Annotated in this window: 11 protein-coding genes; 6 read left to right on the forward strand and 5 right to left on the reverse strand. The window is 44.5% G+C overall.

Annotated features, from left to right (window positions below):
* Positions 1–818: 818 nt before the first annotated feature.
* Positions 819–5,141, forward strand: a complete 4,323-nt coding sequence (locus H524_RS0112515; RefSeq protein WP_027940424.1) for an autotransporter outer membrane beta-barrel domain-containing protein — start codon at positions 819–821, stop codon at positions 5,139–5,141.
* An 886-nt stretch (positions 5,142–6,027) separates the two neighbouring features.
* Here H524_RS0112515 and H524_RS0112520 read toward each other — a convergent pair.
* From H524_RS0112520 to apt, 5 genes are all read right to left on the reverse strand, one after another.
* Complete coding sequence (locus tag H524_RS0112520) at positions 6,028–7,356, reverse strand: hypothetical protein (protein WP_027940425.1); 1,329 nt, start codon at positions 7,354–7,356, stop codon at positions 6,028–6,030.
* Positions 7,357–8,974: 1,618 nt separating this feature from the next.
* Positions 8,975–10,633 carry an NAD(P)/FAD-dependent oxidoreductase gene (locus H524_RS15930; protein ID WP_084281791.1) on the reverse strand — a complete coding sequence of 553 codons (1,659 nt, stop codon included), beginning with the start codon at positions 10,631–10,633 and terminating at the stop codon, positions 8,975–8,977.
* Positions 10,634–11,569: 936 nt separating this feature from the next.
* A complete protein-coding gene (locus H524_RS0112530) occupies positions 11,570–16,294 on the reverse strand; it encodes a hypothetical protein (RefSeq protein WP_027940426.1) in 4,725 nt (1,574 codons plus the stop codon).
* A 17-nt stretch (positions 16,295–16,311) separates the two neighbouring features.
* A complete protein-coding gene (gene dnaX / locus H524_RS15935) occupies positions 16,312–17,469 on the reverse strand; it encodes a DNA polymerase III subunit gamma/tau (RefSeq protein WP_052339105.1) in 1,158 nt (385 codons plus the stop codon).
* A 194-nt stretch (positions 17,470–17,663) separates the two neighbouring features.
* The gene (gene apt, locus H524_RS0112540) at positions 17,664–18,236 is read right to left on the reverse strand and encodes an adenine phosphoribosyltransferase (protein WP_044122468.1); all 573 of its coding nucleotides are present in this window, start codon (positions 18,234–18,236) and stop codon (positions 17,664–17,666) included.
* A gap of 818 nt (positions 18,237–19,054) precedes the next feature.
* Between apt and speA the strand changes: the two genes are divergently transcribed.
* The 5 genes from speA to H524_RS0112570 all read left to right on the forward strand — a co-directional run bounded on the left by speA (position 19,055) and on the right by H524_RS0112570 (position 25,740).
* Positions 19,055–20,935 (forward strand): biosynthetic arginine decarboxylase, encoded by a 1,881-nt coding sequence (speA, locus tag H524_RS0112545; protein ID WP_044122470.1) that lies wholly within the window; start codon positions 19,055–19,057, stop codon positions 20,933–20,935.
* Positions 20,935–21,903 (forward strand): agmatinase, encoded by a 969-nt coding sequence (gene speB, locus H524_RS0112550; RefSeq protein WP_084281792.1) that lies wholly within the window; start codon positions 20,935–20,937, stop codon positions 21,901–21,903. Before speA ends, speB begins: the two co-directional genes overlap by 1 nt.
* A gap of 283 nt (positions 21,904–22,186) precedes the next feature.
* Positions 22,187–22,876, forward strand: coding sequence for an HAD family hydrolase (locus H524_RS0112555; protein WP_027940430.1), 690 nt, complete (start codon positions 22,187–22,189; stop codon positions 22,874–22,876).
* Between the two features lie 847 nt (positions 22,877–23,723).
* Positions 23,724–24,893 carry a porin gene (locus H524_RS0112565; RefSeq protein WP_027940431.1) on the forward strand — a complete coding sequence of 390 codons (1,170 nt, stop codon included), beginning with the start codon at positions 23,724–23,726 and terminating at the stop codon, positions 24,891–24,893.
* 55 nt (positions 24,894–24,948) lie between these two features.
* On the forward strand, positions 24,949–25,740 hold the full coding sequence (locus H524_RS0112570) for a DUF2057 family protein (protein WP_027940432.1): 792 nt from the start codon (positions 24,949–24,951) through the stop codon (positions 25,738–25,740).
* Positions 25,741–26,184: the final 444 nt, after the last annotated feature.

Raw genomic sequence — 26,184 nt, forward strand, 5'->3', positions numbered from 1 at the left:
TGCCAAGGCACTGCACTCAGCCTATAAAAGGCCACAGCCTAAGCCTTCTACAAACGCCCTCTTAAGCAAGCAAGGCAACCGCATCATCTACGCATGCCCGCATAGCCTCAGTTTTTGCTTAACAAGCATCGCTAACCTGCACCCACCTGTATAAGACAAAGACCATAAGCACTGATTAACCGTGTTAAGGCAAGAATTACCAGCGTTTACTGAGCACAGTAAAGATACTCAACAAACTTTACACAATAGCTAAATTATAATCACCAAATCCAGCACAATATATATTACATAATAGTTGATAAATTTGATATATATGCTGAGCATCAAGCCTTACGTATACTAAGTTAATACGTCGTGGAAGTGTGTGAAAACAAATTTACTTTGATTGAACTTTACCCAAAGTTTCTATCAAATCTATTGTCTTAGCTTCTATTGTTTAGTTCTAAACGAACTAGAACTGCTTGATTAGCTGGTCAGGTTAGAACCGAGCTCTACGCGCGTTGTGGCCCCATCCGCAACTTATATCATCACCTCTTCTTTTAACTAACCATCATATTGATCTTTAGTCCATAAGCATTCAATGCCATGGAAAGATTGAGTGTGCTCTGAAATTAGCTTTGTTCTACACAATTAAAATTACGCATACCTGCGCCAAATCCTACAAATCGGCCAATAGATGCTTAGCCATAGTCACGATAGAACCATTTATTCGATTTGCCCATGCACTGCCAACGCTTAAGCAAACGCTCCTCAATACAGTGACATGTAAAAGATAAGCAAATCGTACCCGTGTTATTCGTTAAAACTCTTTGCAAAGAATGAAGCAAACTAACAACGCCATTAAGTTCTTAATGGCTCAATACCGCGCGATCTTCAAGAACGCCAATATCGCTATGGTAGCCGCCATGGCCGCTGCCGCTTTAGCTGCTGGTCAGGCTCAGGCTGCAGGCGCAGAGATCGATGTAGCAAAATTTAAAGCTATCGCAGCAAGTGAAGAGGGCTACATCTTAAACGGCAATGATTCTGATCCATATACTAAGATTAATATCTCTTCTGTAGATCAGGACATTAACAATAAGAACAAATTCACTTTAAACTTAACCGGTGGTGAGCACAAGATTGAAAGCAACGCTGGCACCGCAATTGTAGCAGTAACAGCTGAGAACGCTTCCATTAAGGTAAATGGCGATAAAGCTACCTTAAACATTGGCGCAAATGGTTCTGGCGCAACAGTAAAGCTTGCTTCAATTGATGTTGCACAAGGTACCCTAAATGTTGGCAAAGCTGGTGCAAGTGCCGCAACAACCCTTACTGCTAACACAATTAACCTTGGAACCGCAGCTACCGGAGAGCAAGCAAAAGCAACTCCGTCAGCAAAGCTCGTAATTGGCCTTAAGAGCACAGTTGGTGGTGATAAAACAACTTTATTCACCGCAAACAATGGCGCTGCTATAACTTTAGATGGCGGAGCTAACAAAGATGCAACAATTAAAGCCACTAATATTAAGCTTAATGGGGGCACATTAAGTATTGCAGATGGTCAGGGCCTCAAGCTTGATGGCAAAGTTGCTGTAGCTGCGGTTGAAGGCACTGATGCTCAGATTGTTAAGAATGCTGGTGAGCTCACTCTTACTAATAGCGCAACTTTTGGTAAAGGCTCAATTAAGCAAGAATCAACTGGTAGCATCCAGACTGGCACGGACTTCGACTCCGATCTTTCTTTAACATTTAACGCCGCTGACTGGAACAACGTCTTTGCAGGCAAAGTTAAAGCTACTTTTAAACAATCAACCAATCATACCTTAGGACTTAATTTCGAAGGTGAGGATAAGGTTGACTTAAACAAGGTTCTTGATGCTACATCAGGCGGTATCAAGGACAGCCGTATTACTGCAACAAATGGTGCTTTCTCTGTAACAGCTGAAAATGCCACTTTTGATAAGGGCGCAAAAATTGATACAGACAAGGGCAGCTTTGTTTTCAACACCCTTACAGCAGGCACTAGTAATAAGTTTGAGATTACTAAGGGCACTTTAAATATCAAAGATAAGCTAGAAGTAGCTGGTGAGAAGACCACTCTCTCAATCTCTGGCGCTAAGGCTACACCTGCAACCCTTACCCTTGACCGTAATGGTGCCAAGGCTTCAGGCAATGGTTTAGTAGTTGCTGAGACCATTACTCTTAACAGCGATAACATTGCAGGCTCTATTTTAAACGTAGAAAACGGCACTTGGGATGTTAAGAACCTGACTGTAACCAAGGGTACCGTTAACGTAAAAACAGGTGCAACCTTAGGTATTGATGGAACTTTAACTACTAAAGCTACAGACTCTGTTGTTAATGTAACTGGCGGCACTTTAGACCTTAACAAGTCTGGCTCTAAGGTAGCTATTGAATCTGCAACAGTTAAGCTTTCCAACACTGGTGTTCTGGAAATTGGAGCAGATAAGGTTCTCAAGAAGAATGACCAGGGTGCTTATGAGTTAGCTACTGGCTATGCAAAGAACTCTGTATCTGGTGACTCTAGCTCAACCTTAAAGTTAGTAAGCGCAGCAGACCAGTCTATTGTTGTTGCTGATAAAGCAGCTCTGGATAAGCTTGTTAGTGATATCGGCTTTACTGGCTTAATTTCAGGTATTTCTCTTGAAAAGGCTCCTGAAGATGGCGCAACCTTAGATAAGATTAGCGCTAACACAGATGCATTCAAGGACGTACAGGTTAGCGTTGGTAAAGAAGAAGTTAAGAAAGCATACTCAGTTGACAGTGTTGTTCTGACTGGTGATGCTGAAAAACTTACTTTAAGCAAGGATACATCTGGCAACACCACTGGTAGTGTTACCCTCAATGGTCCTAAAAACGGCATGTTCGTTTCTAAGGATGGCAAGGCTGCTGGCGTTTCATTATCTGACGCTGGTGCATCTGTAGTTCTTGCAGGCTCTGGTAAGATTGGCGCAATTGAGGCATCTGCCGCTGGCAACGGTAAGGTTACTGTTGGTAACCAGGCTGATGGTGGTACCGTTAGTGTTGCAGGTATTGGTAGCGCAAAAGCTGCTGTTGGTTCTTTAACTGTAAACGATAAAGTAACCCTTAACTCTACTGGTGATATCTCTGTTCAGGACTTTATCTTCAATGGTGACAAACTTACAGCTACTGAAAAAACCATTACCGTAGGCGGTTCTTCTAAGAAGGTTGAGATCAACGGCTCTATCGATGCTAAGGCATTAGAGGTATCCGCAGATCAGACTTCTGTAAGCATCGCCAATGGCGCTATCGTAGATGTTGATTCTTTAACTTTAAAGGGCACCACCAAGGTAACTATTGGTACTGACGGTACTGATTCTACTAGCGGCACTTTAGAGGCTGGCAAGCTGACCTTAGCTAAGGGTACCTTATTTGTAGACCCTCAGATTGGTAAGCCAGCTGCAATTGCTGCAGTTAAGACTCTGTCCAAGACTGAGAGCGATGGCAAGGGCACTGATGCCCAGGTTCTCGATGGTAACATCATCGTAGGCAAGAACTCCGCTGTTGGTGTTGGCTTCGATACTCGTGCTGAAGTTGAAGATCTCTTAATTCAGTCCAACTACATGGATCCTGTAACTAAGAGCTTCAAGGAAGGCACTGAAGCTTTACAAGCTGCTTTAATCCTGAACACCCCAATCAAGATCGATAATGGCGCTCAGGTTGTAATTAATGCCAAGGCAGACGTAAATACTGCAGGTACTAACGATCAGTTAGATATTGCAGCTAACTCAGCTCTGGTTATCAATGACTCTGTATTCAGCGTAGGCGCTGATGGCAAGAAGACAGGCACTGCAGTTTCATTTGGTAAGACTGGTGGTTCAGGTACTGTTTCAGCTGCTAATGGCCAGATTATACTTGCTGGTGACTTCGACGGTGCAGATACTGGCATTCAGATCTTTGGCAATGCCACTGGCGCTGAGAATGTAAACGTAGTTTCTGCAAACGGCGTATTAAGCGGTAGGCTTGGTGCAAATGGTGCTATTGCTTCATTAACTCCTGACCCAAATAAGCTCAAGGGCATGTTCACCACTGTCTCTGAGCCAGTTCGCAAGCTGTTACAGGAACGTGTTGCTAACCAGAACAATGCTTTCGATAAGTCACAGCTCGGTGCTCAGTTCTTAGGCTCTGTTACTAACGATCCAAAGGATCTTTCTGGTGTTAAGGCTGACGCTGCTGCTCACGCTGCAACCTACGCTGGCGCTCAGCAGGCTGCTGTTGCCTCTGTAACCACCATGGCTGACGCTATGTTTGGTCGTGTTGGTGCAGTTGGTGTTGAGGCTGCCTCTATTGCTGCTACCGGTTCACAGGCTAACGGCGGTGTATGGTTAACCCCAATGTACAAGTCTGTTGATGCTGACGGCTTCAACGCTCAAGGTGCATCCTACGGTTCAGAAGTTGACTTAGCTGGTGTTGCTTTCGGTACCGATACTGTAAACGGCAACATGCGCTTCGGTGCTGTCTTTAACATCGGTTCTGGTGATGCAGACGGCAAAGGCAACGGTAACGGCTTAAAGGACGAGTTTGATTACTACGGCTTTGGCATTTACTCAGCTATGGGCTTTGGCAACTTTGCTTTAGTTGGTGACGCTTCCTTAACCGTAATTTCACACGACGTTAAGGGCTTCGACCTCCATGGCAAGGCAGACACTAAGGCTGTAACCATGGGCTTAACTGGCCAGTACACCTTTGCTACCCCAGCTGTTGACGTAACCCCACACTTAGGTGCTCGTTTCGTTCGTCTGGACACCGAGTCATACGACCTGAACTCAGCTAAAGGCACTATCGCTACTACTGACTTTGACGTTCAGAACGTATTCTCTGTACCAGTTGGCGTAACCTTATCTAAGGCTTTTGTTGCTGGCGGCTGGTCATTAGCTCCTAACGCTGATCTGACCTTAACCTTCAACTCTGGCGACACCGAGGCTAAGTCCACTACCACCTTCACTGGTGCTCGTGCTATTGACCTCAATTCCGAGGTTATGGACGAAGTTACCTACGGTGTAACCTTAGGCTTAGGCGCTCAGTACGGTGCATTTGGTACCTCCTTTGGCATCAACTACACTGGTTCTGAGAACACCGATGCATTCGGCGTAAACGCTCAGTGCCGTTACATGTTCTAATTTGAACATCTGCAATAACTCTGTTTAAAGATCACGCCAAGGCATCTTAGGCTGAAAAATTTGGCGTGATCTTAATAAGCGACCATGACTGATGTATGGGATAGAACATCAATTGTGGTCGCTTTTTTAATGCTATTTCCTTTCTCAAGGCCTACTCTTATCCCTGTTCCCTTTCTAAGGCTATTTCTAGCCATCTCTTATTCGACCTGCCTATTCTTCTGTACTTCCTTTTCTTGCTTTTGATACGTGCCGCTATTGTTGGAGAGCCTGGCATTGCGCATGATTCATGGCTGTTTAGGCTGCATACATGTTCTTTCATTAGTGCTTATCTGCAGCGATACTTTGAGTATAGACTGCTTCATATTCTGCTGCTTTTGGCTTGCAGCGGGGACTCATGGCCTTTTTGGGAACATGGCTTTTGTTCCATTGCTAGAGCTAAATAGCCTTGTTGATGTCTCGTGTGCGGGCGCTGATAATGACAATCTTTAGAAGATGACCAATAAGTTGCATCAGCTGGAGAGACTTTGCCGCAGAGCCATGGACGTAGCCCTTGATATTGAAATCTTGCCTTCTATGATGCTGGCTATGAGATCAGAGCTTATAACTCATTACCTGAGTTTGCTTCAGTCTATGCAAGGGGTTAAATGCAAATAGCTGCAGTGGGTGCCACTAATCGTATCTAGCAGAGGTTGTGGCCTTGATAGGCATAATTGTACGGATGATGGAGAATGCTTGTTTAGGCCGGCAAGAAGTCGGCCTAGAGAATTGTAGATGCGTTGAGCTGTGGCTTTTGCGTTGGCCTTTTTCTTGGCTTTTGCCTTGGCATTGGCGTTGGCTTTGAGGGTTGCGTGCGTGGCCGGGGCTCGAAGCTTGTTTGCTTTTATTATTAGCGGAGGATCTTCATGGTCATCATGTAGTCCATGGCTTTAATGGCGGCTTGCTCGTGTAAGTAGACAAGACGCAGGTCATTAAGCTTGTACTTCTGGGCTACACCACGAATGTTACGGAAGTTAATGTACTCAAGAGCATCACCTAAAATGATGAGGTCTTGGAGCACACGTAAGTAACGGCAACGTGGCTTGATGAGATCTTGAGTGATTCTAAAGACCTTATCTGGACGATGAACAACCATAGCATCGAGGCCATGGAAGATCACGAACTCAAAGATCATATCGCGGCAAGGAGTAAAGTAAGGATACAGCTTGCACACTGACTCAATGAAGATAGCCTTAGTTAGCAGGCGCTTGAAGTAGTCAGGCAGAAGATCACCGTTTAAGTTTGTTGCACGGTTATAAAGATCGTACTGCAGTGAGGCTACTACTAAAGAAATCAGATTACGCGCACCATGACCGCCAAAGTGCTTAACGATATCTTCCATTGACTTAAATGAGAAGAATACGCTCTTATCGATACTCTTAGCCAAGACGTTAATGGACTGCCACATCTTGAATGAGGAGCGCAGTAACATATTGATTTGCTCAATATTTGGCTTAGGAGCGCACATAAAGCTCATTAAAAGACACAGCTGACGCTGTTCTAAGAAGAGCTCTTTAGTAGAGGCGTTGTAAGGTGGCTTAATTAAGCAAGGTGGCAGTGGGTTATACATACCACTACCGGTGACAATAGAGGCACCTAAGGAGAATGCTACACGCATTTCCTTTTGGCTTTGAATGTTGGATACGAGCATCTTCAGACGAGGCTGAATCTGCTTAAGACTTTGCACTGCAATAATATCTTTAGCGATATTTGGTGAGTGCATGTCGAGCACAACGTAATCAAAGCGAGGGATATGTTCAAGCCACTTCTCGCGAATGAGAGTCTCTAAGTCTGTCGCAAATGACATACCGAAGTTACTCATTTCGCGCATCTGTTGAACAAGGCTAGGAGTTACTGGCTGATTCGACGGCAGACGCACCAACATACGTGAGTAGTTGATGTCATGGCGGAAATCCATGAAGGTCGAGGTGAACTGAACATTGATAGCTACACCAGCTTTTGGACCTACGTACTTATCAAGTTGTGATTGCACGAGGTAACGGCCTAACACCTCAGCTGTGTGTTCAGGAGTGATACGTGTCTTTCGGTCGTTAGTAACAAAGGAGAGCTCGTAATAAAAAGCCTGACTTTGAGAGTTCCAATACGGAACTGTACTCATCAGCATGCTAGTTATCGGCTGCTGCTTCGCTTGGCCTTGAGCTTCGTTGGTATCAGACACCGCTAACTCTCCTGGATTGGGACTCACATACAACTGCCAAAACGATCTTAGGAATCGTTTGGTAGCGTGTATACAAGACTCTTATGAGCCATGCACACATACCTAAGCATTTGCTTAGGGATATCTGAAGATTTAAAGAGCGCTTAAGCTAAGTGCTTTTTAAGTGCCATCTTCAGTGTTGGTATGCATCTACATCCCAACTCCGTACTACGAATAGTTAAGCCTTAAAAGGTCTATAACTATCCCCCGAATCAACACATAGCAAATTCTTTATAACGCGACATAGCAGAGCATAGCTGTATGTGCTTAAGTAAATCTGCAGTGATGAGTGTTTTCAGAACTTTTCTGAAAACTTTTGTAATCATTTAACAGCTTCAACATATCAGTAGCCTTACGCTATCTTTTGTTGAGTGTTAGCGACATTGTACACCGCTAACTAACAATAATGCATAAAGACCACTAAAAGTGAGACAAACAACAGTAAAGATTAACCTAAATGCTCTGTCTAATTAGATGGACATCAACTTTAATATCTAGAAAGTTGAGGACACAAAATGCATCTACGTACAGCTTGAAGACAAGTTACACATGATTACAGCTATAGAGTATAGCAAAGAAAAATCTTAAATGTGAAAAATCCCCAAGGTAATGCATGTGTGTATCTAGGTTCTAAACAGACATTGTCATACACATCATAACAATACGCTGCGGTTATGTATGCTAATGACAAAGACTTAATCTATATCGTGCAAAAAATTACACACTTTGCTTTTGCACAGCAAGAATGCAAAATCGCACTAAGTTAATACCAAAACTGCAGCTAATCCACCGCCATAAACGGCAATTAGCAAGCACTTGCTCTCAAACTAGCTGTACATATGTTCATATCAACGCAAAGCCATCATTGCACTAGATAAAAGGGCATAATTGCCAACTTGCTTATGCAACAAGATGATATGAAACTACGTACTAATGCAAGCTGCATTAGCACTATGCTAAAGCTGTTCTAATGCTGTGCCTTTCTAGGCTGCATCTTATCTGACAGCTCTATCACTAGAGCCAGAGCATTTGCTACATGCTATTGTCAGCTTGGTAGCGCTTTAGTGCTCGTTTAAGCTGTTTCCATGCAATTTTGAGTGTGCAATATCTAAGCCATCAGCTAAACATAATGCTTTGACACTAGAGGCAATGAATAAACTCTTAGCCTCCTAACATCGCATAGATACTTATAATTAGAGCTCTTCTCACTTGGCATACAGAGCATTTTAGTTCTCATTAGCCATACATAAACATTCATTACTCTTGATGTTGTATTACAACTTTGTCTAGATATAGAGTCTCATAAGAGTCTTTTAGGCTGGCTGTTTCAGCAATTGCACGCCACATATTGCAGCACATTGCAGCTCTTTGCAGCTCTATTTTGCCAAATCCCCAACTCAACCGCTGCTCAGAACTGACTATGCATAGTGCTGCCTTAAGGGGCCTCCACTAAGCGTCATGCATTTGCAGTGCTAGTCCCCAAATAGACAAAAGGCGCAGTACCTATCATCAGATACTGCGCCTTTAAGGCCTTGCTGTCTTAGAGCAAACATGGCCTAAACATTATTTTGGACTGGTATTAAGCCTTGTCAGCGGCCTTTGGCTCTGCTGCAGGCTCGGCTGCGCCACTCTGTGCGGCAGGATCAGCAGCCTGCTGCTGTGCGGCTGGCTCGACAGCCTTTGGCTCGGTTGCGGTACTCTTAGCCTCGTCGTTAGTTGAGGTCTTTGCGCTTTGAGCAGCTGCTTTTTCCATGCTGAGGTTATTTATGGCATCTAAACGTGCTGCAGCCTTGGCAAGAGCATTACGAGCTAACTCCTCGGCTACGGAATCGCCATCATCTTCTGCCTCGGCTGAGGTCTTGGTTCTATTAGCATAGATACGGGCTGCATCCATGGCAATTTCTTCAGAACGCTCACCCCAGTGACGCATGGAGATGTCGTAATTACGTTGCAGAATAACCTTAGGATGCTTAACAGCAATGATGGTACGGTTGGACTTATCGTAAGTGAAGTATGACCATGCCCAATCAACTAAGGTTGCAATCTTGTTACGTACACCGAGGATGGACATAAGGTGTACCCACATCCAAATCATCCAAGCAATAAAGCCAGTGAGCTTTAAGCCAAAGATGTCAGCAACAGCCTTATTACGGCCGATGGTTGCCATTGAGCCTAAGTCTTTGTAAACAAAAGGCTGCTTCTCTTCATTACGCAGCTCGCGAACAAAGTTGGCAGCTAAGGTACGGCCTTGCTGAATAGCAGCCTGAGCCATCTGAGGGTGACCGTTTGGATACTCCTCAGTACGCATTAAAGCGATATCGCCTAAAGCGAAGATATTGTCGTAACCTTGTACCTTGCTAAACTCGTCAACAATTAAACGGTTGCCTGGACCATACTTATCCTCAGCAATACCCTTAATACGACGGCCAGTAACACCACATACCCAAATAATGGACTGTGACTTAAAGGAACGACCATCACGCAGCTTAACTTCGTGATCTTGGTAATCAGTTACCTTTGCATTGAGCTGAACATCAACACCCATACTAGTTAAGTACTTTAATGAGGTGGCAGATGCCTTCTCACTCATGGCAGGCAAAAGACGCTTACCGCCTTGAATTAAGTGAATCTTAAATAATGAGGTGTCCAGATCTGGATAGTCACGTGGCAGTACGTGCTGACGCATTTCAGCTAAAGCACCGGCAACTTCTACACCGGTTGGACCGCCGCCTACGATGATGACGTTTAACAGCTCAGCACGCTCTTGCTCTGAGGCGCAAGTATTGGCACGCTCGAAGGTGTTTAACAGTGCGTTTCTTAAACCTAAAGACTCGGCAATGGTCTTCATTGGCATAGATTCTTCTTGAATCTTAGTGTTGCCAAAGTAGTTAGTGGTAGTACCAGTAGCAATAACTAAATAGTCGTAGTCAAGCTTGCCAATAGAGGTCTGGATATAACGCTCTTCAGGGAAAACTTCACGCAGTTCACACATGCGGTAGTAAACATTCTTGCTTCCAGCAAACATCTTACGGAAAGGGAAGGCAATAGAGCTTACCTGAAGACCAGAAGTAGCAATCTGATAAATGAGCGGAGGGAACTGATGGAAGTTATTCTGATCGATCAGAACCACCTGATAGTCTGGGTACTTGGCCAGGCTGGTACATAACTTAAGACCACCAAAACCACCGCCAACTACGACAATGCGTCGTTTCTCAGCATCAGGGATGTTAAAGCTCATCTTTTTCCTCTTTTGCAAATGCTACTCAAGCCTACTTAACTAAAGTTAAACCATGAAACTAAACCATGTGTCTATTGATGATTTAGCTTAAAGGCCTTCGTGACCTTTAAGATCAATTGGTCTTACTTGCATGTAGTGCTTGTAATCTGACAGATCCAAATTCTAATACGCACTAGTGTACTCAACTACAGATAGGCTTAACACAGCAATAGCAAATATCTATCAAGTACTAGCGTACAAATAATCTTTTTAACCACTAAGTGGCTCAAACCCCATGTACCGATGAATGTGCAGCAACCGACAAGCTTAGAAGCAATCAAGAAAATATAACTAAGCACTTGTACACAGCAAATACAAAAAAGATGGCAGGGTATTACTTAGGCCATACAGTGTTATGGTTGCATGCAGCCTGGTATTAGGCAATGCATCATACATAAGGCAAAGGCCGCTCATTTGCCGACAAAAGCTATGCTTTAGCTCTTTAGCTCTTTAGCTTGAGGCATTTAGCAGCACTTAATTAGCAATCTTGCTTGGCTAAGGATCACGCATTATCTTTAATTAACGATGGCAATTCCTTAACCGCCTTATTGAAGCGCTGAATTATACGCCCATCATAGTGTTTGCAAAACAATAAACTTTCATGAAAGCTACTTTAATCCTTAAGATCAATAGCTTTACATGCATGATCACAAGCAAACTAATTTTACACTCCTTGTATGACAAGCTTAGCTAACAGCCACTATTCTGTAAAAAAAGCCTCAAAAAAATAAGGCTAAAGGTATCGCTACCATTAGCCTCATCTCATGATCTTTACTTAGCAAAAAACTTTGCTCAAGTCTGCTTGAGCCACGATATGCACTTTTGCCCCCGTTGCTACTGCATGACTTAGAACATGCTTTTATTGCGGTGCATAAGTAAGCATAAGCTAAAGCTTAACTACTTAGCGCCAAGCTGACTTTCATTTGGCTCGCTGACATACAGTTCGATGGAGGCATTGGCGATATCCTCGCCGATCATACGCATGAGCTTGCTTAAACCATCAAGCTTAGTCAGATTTTGTCTTTCTTTTGCGATAGCCTCTTGCAGCGCAAAACGTGCCTCAATGATTGGAGCACCACGAGGTATTTGTGGCTCGGTTACCACATCAAGTGCAATGGCATGACCAAGCTCGCTCTCAAAGCGCTGACGGGCATCATCCCAGAAGTTGTGGGCAATATATCCCCAGTCTGACTTCTCATCTAAAACTAAGAACCAATGGTTCTCATCATTTGGATCAATACGTCTTTCAGCGCCAGTTAAGATGGAGAAGTATGGGCCGCCCTCAGGATAGACCTTCTTTAAGAAAGCATACCAAGGATCCTTTGACTCTAAAGTCTCTAAGAAATCATCTTCGACCATGAGTCTCTTGCCTGGCATCTTAAAGGAATGGGCCTTAGTAGGAACAGCCGGCATATTACTGCCTACCACCTCAGTTGGGGTTAGTGCAGCACCATATGAGTCTAACGCGGCTTCGGCTGCATCAAACATTGGCCCCATATCCATGGATGCGCCGCCACCATCTACACCAAAGGTAGCATCATCAAAGTAATCATCATCTGAGCCCATGTTGCTAGCAGCAGCAACTGCAGCCATGTTAATAGAGGCACTAGACTCATAGAAGTCATCATCAGCGGCAATATAATCTGGACGCTGACCAAAGTCGTAATTGTCCTGATGCCCCTGATTGAAATTGCCATTACCTTGACCCTGACCTTGTCCCATCTGTCCCTGGCTTTGGTTATAGTTTTGACCATTACCAAAGTTTTGACCATTCCCCTGCCCCATCTGACCTTGTATTGGAGGCATGCCTTGTGGGCCACTTACAAACTGATTGCCTTGAGGTGCATGGCCATTGCCAAAGTTTTGTCCATTGCCTGGAGCCATCTGACCAGCCATTTGGCCAGGCATCTGGTTAGACATTTGGCCGTTCATCTGGCCTTGAATTTGAGCAGAAGCTTGGTTTGGCATTGGTGACTGAGTCTGGCCTGGCATTGGAGGCTGCTGCACTGGGGCTACGTTAGCTTGCTGGGCAGGAGCCTTGATTTGCTCTTGATTTGGAGCTTGTCCTTGTGGTGTGGATGGTTCAACTTCCTTAGGTAAGGTGCTCTCAAGTGCACTATTAGAACGAGCTAATAAGCGCAAGAGATCAGTGTGTGGCTTGGTGTAGTCTTGACCCTGAGCCTTGAGTGCTTCGATACGCTCTGAGCAAGCCTTAGCCATGTCGTGATCAAATTGCATGAGGTTTCTTTCATCGGCCTCACACGCACTTAAGTACTGCTCTACAGTGCCATTTTCTTGAGCAAAGTCGTGCTTTTCGCCGAAGAAAGGATTGATCTCACCATTAAAGATACGAGCTTTACGGCCACTATGGGCTTTATCACTATCTAAAAGGAAGTTGCTATCACTTAATTGCATGAGAGCAGTCTTTGGCGGACGATTGAGCTTAATATCCGTACCATTAACATTGATAACTGTTACGGAGGCAAGATTGTCCCATGGTGATGGTTGATTACCACCGCTAAGCTCAATTTCTCTTTCTACCTTATCGCCAAAAGAGTTAAGCAGATCTAAAGCTGACGCTGCTTGCTTTTGCTCTAAGGCCTTTCGCTCATCCTCGCTACGGGCTGACTTGATAGCTGCAGTAGCTTTTTCAAAGTCAGAAGCAGCTGCCTGCATCTTCTTTTGGCTATCTTGAGCCTGGGCATCATTGCTTATATCGCCGGTAGTTAAAGCTGTAGCATTGACATTGAGAGTGCCGGCATGACCTTGATCTGAGGCAATAACGGCACCGCCTTCAACAGCGCCTTCAGCCTCATTAGCTAAAGACATGGCCATCTTGTCTAAAGATGCAATGCTGCCATTATTTGCTGAAACAGCTGCACTAGCTGTGCTTACATTGCTAAGGCCTAGTCCATTATCAACAGCATTTGCAGTGTTTGATAAAACAGCTCCGCCTAAAGCTTTATCTCCCACGGCTTTGCTATTGCCATTATTATCAGTACTAGTAACTGCACCAGATAAGCTGTTAGTGAAGATATGAGCATGCTCATTTACTACAGGGCCATTATCCTGCTTTGACAGATCTGCAGCCTGAGGTAGCGCATCAGAGCCTTTTAGCTTTCTAAAGCGCTTCATCTCCTCTTCAGTTAAGTCCCAAGGTGGCAGATCTTCATCATTGATGAGACTATCTGTGGCTGCACCACCTCTAAGTGCAGTGCCATCTTGAGATACATTAGCTGCACTATCATCAGCTTGGAGTGCCCCACTGAGCAATGAGCCCACATTGGCATCTTGCTTATCATTTAAAGTCAGATCATCACTAGCTTTTTTACTCTCTGACTTGCCTGAAAGGATCTGAGCAGCAGGAGTGAGATCACCATGGTTTGGAATAAAGTCAGTACCCATGATGTCATCGATGCTTAGATCATCACCATGACCCTCAACCTCAGCAAGCGATGAGACCATAGCTGCTAAAGAGTTATTAGCCTGCTTAGATAAGGCAACACCTTCAGTACCTGCCGCTAAAGATAAACTTGCTTGAGCAGAAGCATCACTTACCTTTTTAACTTCATCGCCACCATCGTTTGAAGCGCTATCAAGCACTGCTGTGCTATCGGCACTTGCCTGCCCAGCTGCATTATCTGTTGCTTGCTGTGCAGCTGTGTTAGTAGATGCTTGATCAGCTGTGTTAGTAGATGCTTGCTCAGCACTTTGAGCTGTATTTGGATCAGATGCGCTAGCAGCGCCCTGCTCTGCTGCTTGGGCTGCTACAGACGCTAAGCTATCAAGAGGACTTGGAGTGTGGCCCTGATTAGTTGTTGCGCTTGCATTTGCGTTTGCAGCATCGCTTTGATTTTGAGCAGAAGCGTTAGAACTATCAGCCACATTAGATGAGCCCATGGAGGCAAATGGCGATGCATCTGCAGCTGCCACATTTGTATCTGTAGCACTGCTAGTTGCTGCAGAGGTACCGTTTGCAGTGGCTAAATTAGCTGCTGCGTTAGTGGATGCGGCATTAGCATCAGTGGAGCTAAGCTGTGGTGGAGCTGGAGGCGCTTCAAAGCTACCGCCAGGAGCAATCGAGCTATCGTTGTTGCTAAGCGAGATCGATGATACTAATTGAGCGCCTAAATGACGTGGATCATTTACATCATAGCCATGCGCATCTTGCTGGACAAAAGCAAAGTCCTCAACTGCATCATCAGTATTTGGCGCAGTGCTTTGCTCAGTTGAGGCAGATGCTGTAGATGACTGAGCACCTTGAGGTAGTGAGAGCTTATCCATGAGCATTTGCATGATGGATGGGCTTGGCTTAGCGCTGTCATTGAGCTTGAGTGCATCCTCATTAGATGCAGCAGCATCAACAGGCACACCACTAGCCTTACTTTGCTGGAAGCTTTGAATACCAGCAATGACATTATTTAAAGCATTGAGCTCATACTTGGTGTCGTGCTGATTACCTTTATGGCTATCTGCAGAAATCTCTGCCTCTTTAGCCACTAAGAATCTTAAGTATTCTCGGACGCGTGGGACTAAGGAGGTGAACAAGGCTCGATCAGATCGAATTGCTGACCACTCAGACTCAGGATCAAAGGTCGGAATCTGGCTAGCAAGCTGCTCAGATAAGAGACTAGATCTGCCTTGCTTGCGGATCTCGTCCATGGTGTTATCAGAGCTTGAGAATGCATAGCGCTCATCAGTGGACACCTTCTTGCGTCCATCAAAGGTACCAAGCTGAGTATGACCCTCGGCCATGCCGTTAGATGCAACAGCAGATGCACTAGCTGCGCTGCTTTGTACGGCTTGGCTTGCATCCATGCCACTAGAGGCTTGTGTAGATTGGGCCAAGCTTGATGCGTTGTCAGCTCCATTTAAAGCAGCTTGATTTTGCTGTTTAGTACTTTGCTCTAGAGCAAGAGCGGCTCTTTGACCTGAAGTTGGCAGAGTAAAGCCTTCACGCATACCGCCATCTGGTCCTTTGCCCTCAAAGGTATTCTCTTTTGGATAGGCAAAATCAGTGTTTGGAGTATGGCTATTGTCCTGTGAGGCAGTGTTTAGGCTAGCAGGCAAAGATGCACGCATGGAAGCAAGCTTCTGCTGTTCTTGCAAGGTACGCTGCTGTACCTTTAACAGATGCTCTTTGGCCTCAGAAACTTGCTTTTTAGATGCAGAAAGCTTCTGAGCTAAAGCCATAATCTCAGCTAACTGAGCATCATTAAGACCTAACTCTGAGCACAGTGAGTTAACACAATTTTGTACCGCACTATCACCAAACTCTACAGCCTCAAGTAAGCGCTTGATATCGCCCTCACCAAGACCACGTAATAAAGGCACAAATGGTACTGGCGCGGCAGATGCCGAAGCTTGTGCAGTGCCACTGTTGGCTACATTGGATGCAACCTCTGCTTTTATGGCTGCAGCTTGATTTTTAAGCTGATTGAGCGCACCGCTAATGTCAGTCTTCTTGGTGCGCGAGTAGAGATTTGCAAGCTCCGATAAAGGATCAGATAAGGCAGGATCTGAGTTTTGAATAGACGCAACTGCACTAGCGCCACCTGCTAATGAAGCAGTTGAGGCGCTTGTTGTATTGAAGCCTTCTGGATAGATCTTGGCAACAAGCAAAGAGAGCTTGTCAGTCTTTACGCTGTTTGACTCGCCTCTAAAGAGTTTTTTTTTTCAGGTGTAAAGGCAAGCAGGCGTAATAAGGTCATCTCAAATGCAGAACGACCATCGGCTGCATACTGATACTCTTGTACACCCTCAAGTACGATTTGATAGTACAGCTGAATCTGCTCAGGACGCATGCGGGAAGCGTAAGTACGCAGCATTGAGGTACCAAAAGAGAATACCTCAAGCTTAGTGTCGCCAATGAGCTGGAATAAAGCTAAATCGTGGAAAGCGATCACCAGCTCATCAAGCAGGCTCTTGTAGTTTGGAGCCTTGGAGCGAATGCTTTCGAGCAGAGTAGCAAATGCAGTTGGAGTTTGAGCGTTTGGATCAGACTTTACTGATAAGAGCTCAAAGATTTCCTGAATTAGAGCATCACCCACAGTGCCTAACATGGACTGTACGGACTGGCTGGTTAATGAACCATTACCAAGAGCAATGGCTTGATCGCATAAAGATAAAGCATCACGCATAGAGCCACGGGCTGCACGAGCCAGGGCAGTTAAAGCCTCTGCTTCGTATGTAATGCTCTCTTTAGTACAGATCTTAGTGAGCTGTCCAATAATCTCATCTGTGTTCAAAGAACGCAGACGGAACTGCAGACAACGTGAGAGTACTGTTGTTGGGATCTTATGCGGATCAGTGGTAGCTAAGATGAATTTGACGTATGCAGGTGGCTCTTCAAGAGTCTTTAACAGCGCGTTAAAGCTTGAAGTAGTGAGCATGTGCACTTCGTCAATGATGTAGATCTTATAGCGACCATTGATAGGTGGGTAATGAGTATTTTCAAGGAGCTGACGAGTGTCATCTACCTTAGTCTGAGAGGCAGCATCGATTTCGATTACATCAGGGAAGTTGCCTTCAGTAATGCCTTCACACGCATCGCATTTACCACATGGATGAGAGCTTACACCCTCACGGCATTGCAAAGCCTTAGCAAAGATACGCGCAATGGTGGTCTTACCGATACCGCGAGTACCAGTAAGTAAATAGGCATGGTGAGTGCGTCCAGCATCGATAGAATGAGAGACAGCTTTTAGAACGTGCTCCTGACCGACCACATCCTCAAACACCTGAGGACGATACTTACGGGCTAAAGCAAGATACTCACCGCCAAGGTCGATAGCCATAATGATTCCTTAAACTGTCTTAACAAAGACGCAATCAATGATGAAAACGGGCCATACGGCCCATCTTTGCACACTAGCGCTCTAGTTGCCTTTCAAAAAAAAGAAAAGCCCCTCTCGCTTAGCGCTGTGTCGATAATTCATGGACAAGCTTAAAAATCTAAGAGTTAACAGCTTATCCTGCTTGATGCTCTAGCCTAGTGACCTGGGAAGTCCATCAGGCTAACGCAATCAACACCGCACTCTTGTTTGATCTTATCATAGCCACCTAAATCGACCAAATTGATAACGAATGCAGCCTTAACTACTTCAGCACCACACTTTTGAGCTAATTTGCAAGTGGCAATCATAGTACCACCAGTAGCTAACAGATCGTCTATGCATAAAACACGATCGCCCTTGTTTACAGAGTTAGTGTGGATATGCAGCTCGTCGGTACCATACTCAAGAGCGTACTCTTCTTTAATAGTCTCGCGAGGTAACTTGCCCTTCTTGCGTACCATAACAAAACCAGCGCCTAAACGCTCAGCTAAAGGTGCACCGAAGACAAAACCACGAGCCTCAGAGGAGAGCACTTTGTCAATCTTCTGATCTTTGAAGATTTCATAGAACATGTCAGTGACCATTTTAAAGGCCTTACCGTTCTCACATAAGGTGGTAATGTCACGGAATAAGATACCCTTAATTGGGTAGTCCTGAATGCTAGTAATAGTAGACTTTAAAAACTCGACCTTGTTGTCGTAATCTGCAATAGTCTCAGACAAGTTCATGAAATTCACCAAAATCAATAATACCAATCAGATCTCTTGTAACCACAAGGCATGCTAAAAAGCACAATTATCCACTCAAGGCAAAGGCTCATGCAAAACAGGCTAGACCTTAAAAAGGCAAAGCCATATCCTCAAGAACATCAAGACAGTGCTTTATCCATAGCAGTACTTGTAGTTAGAGCAAGAAAGCAGCGGCGCATATTATACCCTTTACTTACGCTTTCTTTACGACCATAGATCACATCGCTGCAAAATCCGATAAATATCGTGTTATCGACACACACATCTTGCTATAACTCAAAATATAACAAGAAACATATCTGAGCAATGGAGCTAATCCCCATTGAGATGCCTATTTATAGCCACAGGTGCACTTGTTTACCAGCTAGCCTATCAAGTAAACAGCTGGTCTTTTAGTCAAAACGTAAGGTTGGTTTACAAACCTTTTAACCATCAAAACTGATAACTTAGCCTGATTAACATTGTTTTGCTTGTTATGGGGCGGTAAGTTTGGCACAATCGGACAATCACTTATTAACAGTGATGGGATTTATAGCTTGATGCGACAGAGACTAGCTTTTTGTCTACTTATGGCTATGAAGTTTCGTGTACCGGGCACACATCAATAGCCACCAACTTAAGACCAAGCACATCACCTTGTAGATTGACTTTCAGATCTACTAATCTTGATGTTTGCAATGGAACAGCTTGAGAGCTGTTTAGCTGATGCTGTCATTTTTTATGAGGCAGTGTCTTGTCTTGGTTGACTTCTGGTGGTCTGATAATTTGAGTGTGCGACTGACTACGGATGTTTGCTGATGAACGCCTATAACGTTAACTGGTGGGGAAATGGCTACTTTGATGTAAATGACAAAGGCCATATTGAGGTTTGCCCTGATCCTGATATTCCTGAGGCACGTGTTGATTTAGCTGAGTTAGTAGCTTCACGTGAAAAGAGCGGTCAAAGACTCCCTGCTCTCTTTTGCTTCCCACAAATTTTGCCGCACCGCGTACGTTCGATTAACAAAGCTTTTAAGAACGCTCGTGAGAACTATGGCTACCAAGGTGACTACTTCTTAGTTTTCCCAATTAAGGTCAATCAGCATCGTCGCGTTATTGAGTCTTTAACTCAAAGCGGTGAGCCACTAGGTCTTGAGGCAGGTTCTAAAGCTGAGCTCATGGTAGTACTTGCTCATGCAGGACGTACCCGCTCTGTCATCGTATGTAATGGCTATAAAGACCGTGAGTACATCCGTATGGCACTCAATGGCGAAAAGATGGGCCATAAGGTCTATATCGTCATTGAAAAGCTCTCTGAGCTGCAGTTAGCTCTTGAGGAGGCAGAGCGTCTTAAAGTATCACCTCGTTTAGGTGTACGTGCTCGCCTAGCCTCTCAAGGCTCAGGCAAGTGGCAAGCCTCAGGTGGCGAAAAGTCAAAGTTTGGTCTTTCAGCTACTCAGGTACTCGACTTGGTAGAGCAGCTTAAGGCCCAAGACAAGCTCGACTCACTACAGCTCATTCACTTCCACTTAGGCTCACAGATGTCTAACATCCGTGACATTGCCAACGGTGTACGTGAGTCTGCTCGTTTTTACGTTGAGTTAGCTAAGCTTGGTGCCAAGATTCAGTGCTTTGACGTGGGTGGTGGCTTAGGCGTTGATTATGAAGGTACTCGTTCACAATCCGACGGCTCAGTAAACTATGGCCTCGGTGAGTACGCCAACAACATAATTTGGGCAATCGGCGATGCCTGTAAAGAGAATAATCTGCCACATCCAACCGTTATCACTGAGTCAGGTCGTGCGATTACTGCATACCACACTGTTTTAGTCTCTAATGTCATTGGTGTTGAGCGTGTTGCTGACATTCGCCATGTGCATGAGCCAGCTCCTGATGCACCTCGTCCACTCAAGTCTATGTGGAATACCTGGACTTTAATGCATGAGCCTGAGCAGCATCGTTCATTACGTGAGTGGCTGCATGACAGTCAGCTTGATCTTGGCGATGTCCACCACGGCTTTATCACTGGTGATTACACTCTGCAAGATCGTGCCTATGCCGAGCAGATGTATTTAAGCATTTGCTATGAGCTCAAGAAGATGCTCGATCCGCTCAATAAGTCTCACCGCATCCTCATTGATGAGCTTGAAGAGCGTATGGCAGATAAGCTTTATGTAAACTTCTCATTATTCCAATCTCTGCCTGATGCTTGGGGTATTGATCAGCTCTTCCCTGTCATGCCACTTGAGTTCTTAAATGAACCAATGACCAGAAGAGCCGTATTGCTTGATATCACCTGTGACTCTGATGGTGCTATCGATCACTACATGGACGGTGATGACGTGGCTACTACCATGCCATTCCCTGAGTATGATAGTGATAACCCTCCATATATCGGCTTCTTCATGGTTGGCGCTTACCAAGAGATTTTAGGCAATATGCACAACCTCTTTGGCGACACCGAAGCTGTAGACGTATATGTTTATGAGGACGGCAAGGTAAGACTGCGTCTTAGCGATGAGGGCGATACTGTTGCAGATATGCTGCAGTATGTTCAGCTCGACCCATCTAAGCTCTTAAATGAGTTTACTCGTGAAGTACGCGATAGCGGCTTAGAAGAGCACTTACAACGTCAGCTGATTGATGACTTTAAAACTGGCCTGTACGGTTATACATACTTAGAAGAGGATCAGATCTAATGAGCGCCTGTGTTGTTAACAACCCAAATAAGCTGTGCGGCTTTCAGACCTTAAACCAAGTTGAAGACACTTCTTTAGTGGCTAATGCTTTTGGCTTTTTACGCACTCCTTTAGTGTTCAATCCTTACGATATGCCTGCTGATGTAGCAATCACTGGCGTACCTTTTGATATTGCCACTTCAGGCCGTTCTGGTTCTCGTTTTGGACCTCAAGCTATCCGCAATATCTCCACTCAGCTTGATTGGGAACACTGCCGTTACCCATGGGACTTCTGCTTAAAAGACAAGCTTAAGATCATGGACTGCGGTGACCTCGTTTATTCCTTTGGTGATGCTAAGTCTATGGCTGCAGCTTTAGAGGCTCACACCTTAAAGCTCTTAGAGTCAGGCAAGACCTGCCTTACCTTTGGTGGTGACCACTTCATCACCCTGCCACTGTTACGCGCTCACTACAAGCATTTCTGCAAGAACGGTGAGAAGCTGAGCTTGCTGCACTTCGATGCGCACTCAGATACTTACTCTAATGGCTCTGATGCTGACCATGGCACCATGTTCTACCATGCTCCAATGGAAGGCCTCATTGATCCAAACCGCTCTGTACAGCTTGGCATTCGTACTGAGTACGACAAGTCCTTAGGCTTTAACGTAATCCATGGCGCTATGGCCAATGACTTAAGCGTTGATGAGATCGTAGCTTCAATTGAAAAGACTGTTGGTGACAACAAAGTCTACCTCACCTTCGATATTGACTGCTTAGATCCAGCATATGCTCCAGGTACCGGCACTCCAGTTTGCGGCGGTCTTTCTACCGATAAGATCTTAAAGATCATTCGTAAGCTCACCAAACTCAATATCGTTGGCTATGACGTAGTTGAGGTTGCTCCTGTTTACGACAACGCTGAAATCACTGCTTTAGCTGCAGCTACCTTAGCAACCGACATGCTTTACCTGCATGCATCCAAGCGCTAGTACTAGCAACGCAAGCTAACACTAGCCTTGTACAAGCCGTTCTCTAAACATTAGAGGGCGGCTTTGTTGTTTTTAGCCTTGCCATTTTGTACACTTTCATGCGCTTTTTAGGCCAAAGGATAACTTCCTTCGCGCCTATCAAGCACTAAGCGCCAACAAGTCATTACAACAGCCTGAGCAAGGAGTTAGCTCAGTGCAGTAACTTGCCTAAAAGCAAGTTAGTTTGGCAAGTTATAGCGCCTCAATTGAGTAAGCATTGCACACTGAACAGAGATCAAAATAGATGAAGCACCATATTCCATGCATTCAGCCAAAAGCTGTTATCTTTGACCTTGATGGTACCCTCTTAGATACTGCCCCAGACATTATCGCCGCTTGCAATGCAACTTTAGAACACTATGGTTTTGACCATATCGATGAAGAGTTAGCACGCTCTAAGATCACCGCTGGTATGCGTGAATTATTACGCCTTGCCATCCCTCAAGACAAGCAAGATCAGAACATGATTGAAGGTGAAATGCGTGATTACTTTGCCAAGTACTACACCGATAACATCAATGTGTTCACCAAGCCATTTGAGGGCATGGAGCAGCTCTTAACTGATCTTGAAAAGGCCGGCATTAAAGTGGCCATTGTGACCAACAAGTACTTTGATATGGCACAAAAGGTTCTTTCAAAGTACAGCTTCTATCAAAACTTATCTCTAATCTTAGGCTGCGATAGCGTAAGCAACTACAAGCCTCATCCAGAGCCAATTTTACATACCTTAGAGCATCTGAATATTGGCCCATACGATGCTGTTTATGTAGGCGATCACTTAAACGACATCATGGCCGCAAACCGTGCCAAAGTGCACTCTGCAGTAGCCATGTGGGGCTATGGTCCTAAAGAGTGTGGTAATCCAAACGAGTGGCACGCCCACTTCATCCTCAACAGCGTAGATGAGCTCCGTCAGCTCTGCCTTAAGGACTAGAAGTAGTCATCATCCATAGCATTACTGCTAAATGGCCGTCTAAGTAGCCATCGACAGTAATCAAACAAATCTCTTCATGCGGTAGCCTTGAGCGTGATATACCGCATCTTTAGCCTCGTCAGCTTAAGAAGCTAATGAGGCTCTATTCCCGCCTTAATTAATTTGTTTGTGCCGTCTTTTGCACGTAATGATTAGCACTATTAAGTAGCAAATAAGCACGACTTTGCATCATTATCTTTACATATTTGGCAAATTTGCCAATAACTAGACTAAATATTTTGCCAATGAGACACATATTTAGTCTCTAATAGTCTATAGTGCTATGCAACTGCTTATCATTGCGACAATAAGACTTACTCAAGTAAGCCAATCTAGCGATCGTCATTTTGTTCCTTAGCCTCAAAAGGCTTATGGGCAAAACCATTGCTTGCTAAGTTAAATCTTGTCTATTTTATGCCGCAATGTTCTGCTTTTAGTTTTCCAGATAACACTGTCAAAATGCCACATTTAGAGCTTAGGTTTAGAAAAGCAACTATAAGTTAGTGCTCATCAAGCATCGTTTAAACGCTCTATCAGCACACATCATTTCTTATGGCTGTGCCATTAGTACATGGAAGAAAACTGATATCAACAGTCAAACTGACTTGACATCAAGATTGAAAGTGCTAGCTTAAGGCGATTTATTAGCCTTCTTTTGCTCAAAGTGAGTGCTATATCTCACATTTTTTCTTGTACTTTGCGTATTGTTGCTTGTCCTTTGGTCTGATGCTCCTAAGTGTAGGCAGCCTCATTGTGTTAGTACCGTGTCCTGTAGCTCGTTCAGGGTTAATTTATGAGAAGTTATAGTATGCGTAGTAAAGCATTTTCACCTGCAGCTCAAAAGCTAGCAGGCATCTCATGCGCATCATTAATGGCAGTTTCCACTCTATCCTTGCCTAGTGCATACTCTGCTCAGGTCTACAACAAAGATGGTGTTAGCTTTGATATCTTTGGTTCTATTCAAGCAGCCTATGTTGATAGCGACACGTACAAAGACATTGCTCATCAAGAAAACGATAGCAATAGCATCTACGCCTCAGGTGAATTAGGCATCTCTGGACGCTCAAACATTACTCACGGTCTCGATGGCATTATGATGGCAATGTGGGAAGCTACCTCCAATGCAGATGGTTCTTCTCCAGGCGATCTTGCCTATACTCGCTACATGTATGCTGGCCTTGATGCATATCAGTACGGCACCTTGCTTTTAGGTAAAGCTGATAATGCTTACTACTCAGTTGCTGGCGTTACTGATATTTTCAACGTGATGGAGGGTCATGCCTCAGATTACTATCTGCTTGGTGATCAAAAGCCTGCATCAATCATGTACTCACTTCGTGCTTTAAGCTGGGACTTAAAGCTCTCCTACATGATGACTACCCATGAGCTTGGTGATACCCCACTACGTGCTCAACATGGTATGGCTGCATCTTTATCCACTAAGTTTGGAAAAAACGTTACTTTTGCCTACGGTATCGACTACTACCATTTTGATTTTGGTGGCGATCCAACTAACTCTGAAAAGTTTTTTGCCCATATGCTCAGCGCGGATGGCAGAACTTATGAGGATGCTCTTAAAAAGTCACAAGCACAGCATGTAGGCTCTAAAACAGAATACGGCGCATCTTTATCTTACGGTGTTTTAGGCAGCGGTCTTTACGCAGCCTTATACGCAGGCGCTACTAAATACGATTATATGAATCACCATATCTACACTGTAGATACTGCACTCAACTATGCTTTTGATAACGGTCTGAGCCTCTCTTTAGGCTACGGCCTTAAGCACTATGACGGTATTGATATCGTCTCTGAATTGGGTGTTGGTGTGGCTTACAAATTTACACCTGCATTTACTGTCTTTGCAGAAGGTCAGTTTGATCTAGACGGTGAAGCAATCAAGTTCTACGGCCTCGATATGACTAAGAATCTTGGCTTAAATGAGAACAAATTTGCGTTCGGTGCTGAAATTTATTTCTGATTGAGCTAATATTTGCATTGTATTAGGTCATTCTTTACTTCAAGAGAATTTAATCATGTCCAAATTAGGTGCTTTACTGAAGGCTAGTGCTATTGCAGGCGCTTTAGCGCTCACTACTAATGCGATGGCAGCTTCATTCACTGTCCCTGTCAACTACTCTATCAAGCTTGTTGACGGTCAGGACTCTGATTACGACTACAACCGCTTCAACAGAACCCTTAACTTATCTGAAGGCCGTCACCAGATCGTTTTACTGTTTGAAGGCAACTTCGGTAATGCACGAAGCTCTCGTATGTTCCAGGCAGCTAATCCTATCGTGGTAGAGATTCCTAATATGCCTGCTGATGCAGAGTACTCATTCACTTACGACTACCCTCGTGATGAGAATGAGGCAGACGTATACACCAGATCTCAGAAGATTAACCTGATTGACTCTAAGAGCAAAGCACCTTTAAACGCAGAGCAGGCCTCTTACTACATCCTGACCTCCACTTCTGGTTTTGCTATCTTACGTGACTATCGTGAGGACTTAGCTTCTATCAATCGTTTATACGCTCCATCTAATGTATTAGATCAGATGCGTAGCAATTCTCCTCGCGTAGGCGTTACTAACAATGGTGTGCAGACCGTTCAGGCACGTGCTGGTAACTTTAACCAGGCTCCTGCTGCTGCTACTGCCATGACTGCAAGTGCTGCAGTTGCTGCTCCTGCTGCTGTTTCTAACCAGGCTCCAACTGTACAGGCTGGCGATGCAAACATGGCTACCTACAATCAGTTAGTCAACCTCTACAACCAGGCTGACGACGCTACCAAGCTCAAGTTCTTCAAGTACATCATGTCCAACTAAGACATAAGTACCAAGACAAGCTAAATACTGATATCAAGTATCAGCAAGATCGCAGTGTCTTCCCCTTGATATCCAACAAGCCCGCTTCGCGGGCTTTGTTGTTTCTAACGCAATCAAATCTCAAGATCACCGCCTCTAAGATCCCCCACCTCACTTCAAAACTCTACGTCAAAAGCGATTTTTCAAAAGTCTAATCCAGCAGGATCACCAACATTATGGCTGTTATGTTATATAAATCCACCGATTGACAAACAAGCTATCAAGCCAAATTTAAAAGATCACAACATCCTTTCCCTGTGCCGCAATAAAAACATCATATATAAGCCATTTTATAAAAAGATAAATCCACGACTTATAAATGCTCCACTATTGTCATATTTAATGATAAATAATTCCGTTAACTAAGGTAGTACATAGGCTCAACGCCTATAAACGATTATTTGC

Source organism: Anaerobiospirillum succiniciproducens DSM 6400, from assembly GCF_000482845.1.
GTDB classification, from domain to species: Bacteria; Pseudomonadota; Gammaproteobacteria; order Enterobacterales; family Succinivibrionaceae; genus Anaerobiospirillum; species Anaerobiospirillum succiniciproducens.

Coding starts and splice junctions, on each gene's coding strand:
- dnaX (WP_052339105.1), bottom strand. CDS start 17,469: ATGGCTATCGACCTTGGCGGTGAGTATCTTGCTTTAGCCCGTAAGTAT.
- speB (WP_084281792.1), top strand. CDS start 20,935: ATGAGCGCCTGTGTTGTTAACAACCCAAATAAGCTGTGCGGCTTTCAG.
- H524_RS0112515 (WP_027940424.1), top strand. CDS start 819: ATGAAGCAAACTAACAACGCCATTAAGTTCTTAATGGCTCAATACCGC.
- H524_RS0112570 (WP_027940432.1), top strand. CDS start 24,949: ATGTCCAAATTAGGTGCTTTACTGAAGGCTAGTGCTATTGCAGGCGCT.
- H524_RS15930 (WP_084281791.1), bottom strand. CDS start 10,633: ATGAGCTTTAACATCCCTGATGCTGAGAAACGACGCATTGTCGTAGTT.
- apt (WP_044122468.1), bottom strand. CDS start 18,236: ATGAACTTGTCTGAGACTATTGCAGATTACGACAACAAGGTCGAGTTT.
- H524_RS0112555 (WP_027940430.1), top strand. CDS start 22,187: ATGAAGCACCATATTCCATGCATTCAGCCAAAAGCTGTTATCTTTGAC.
- speA (WP_044122470.1), top strand. CDS start 19,055: ATGAACGCCTATAACGTTAACTGGTGGGGAAATGGCTACTTTGATGTA.
- H524_RS0112565 (WP_027940431.1), top strand. CDS start 23,724: ATGCGTAGTAAAGCATTTTCACCTGCAGCTCAAAAGCTAGCAGGCATC.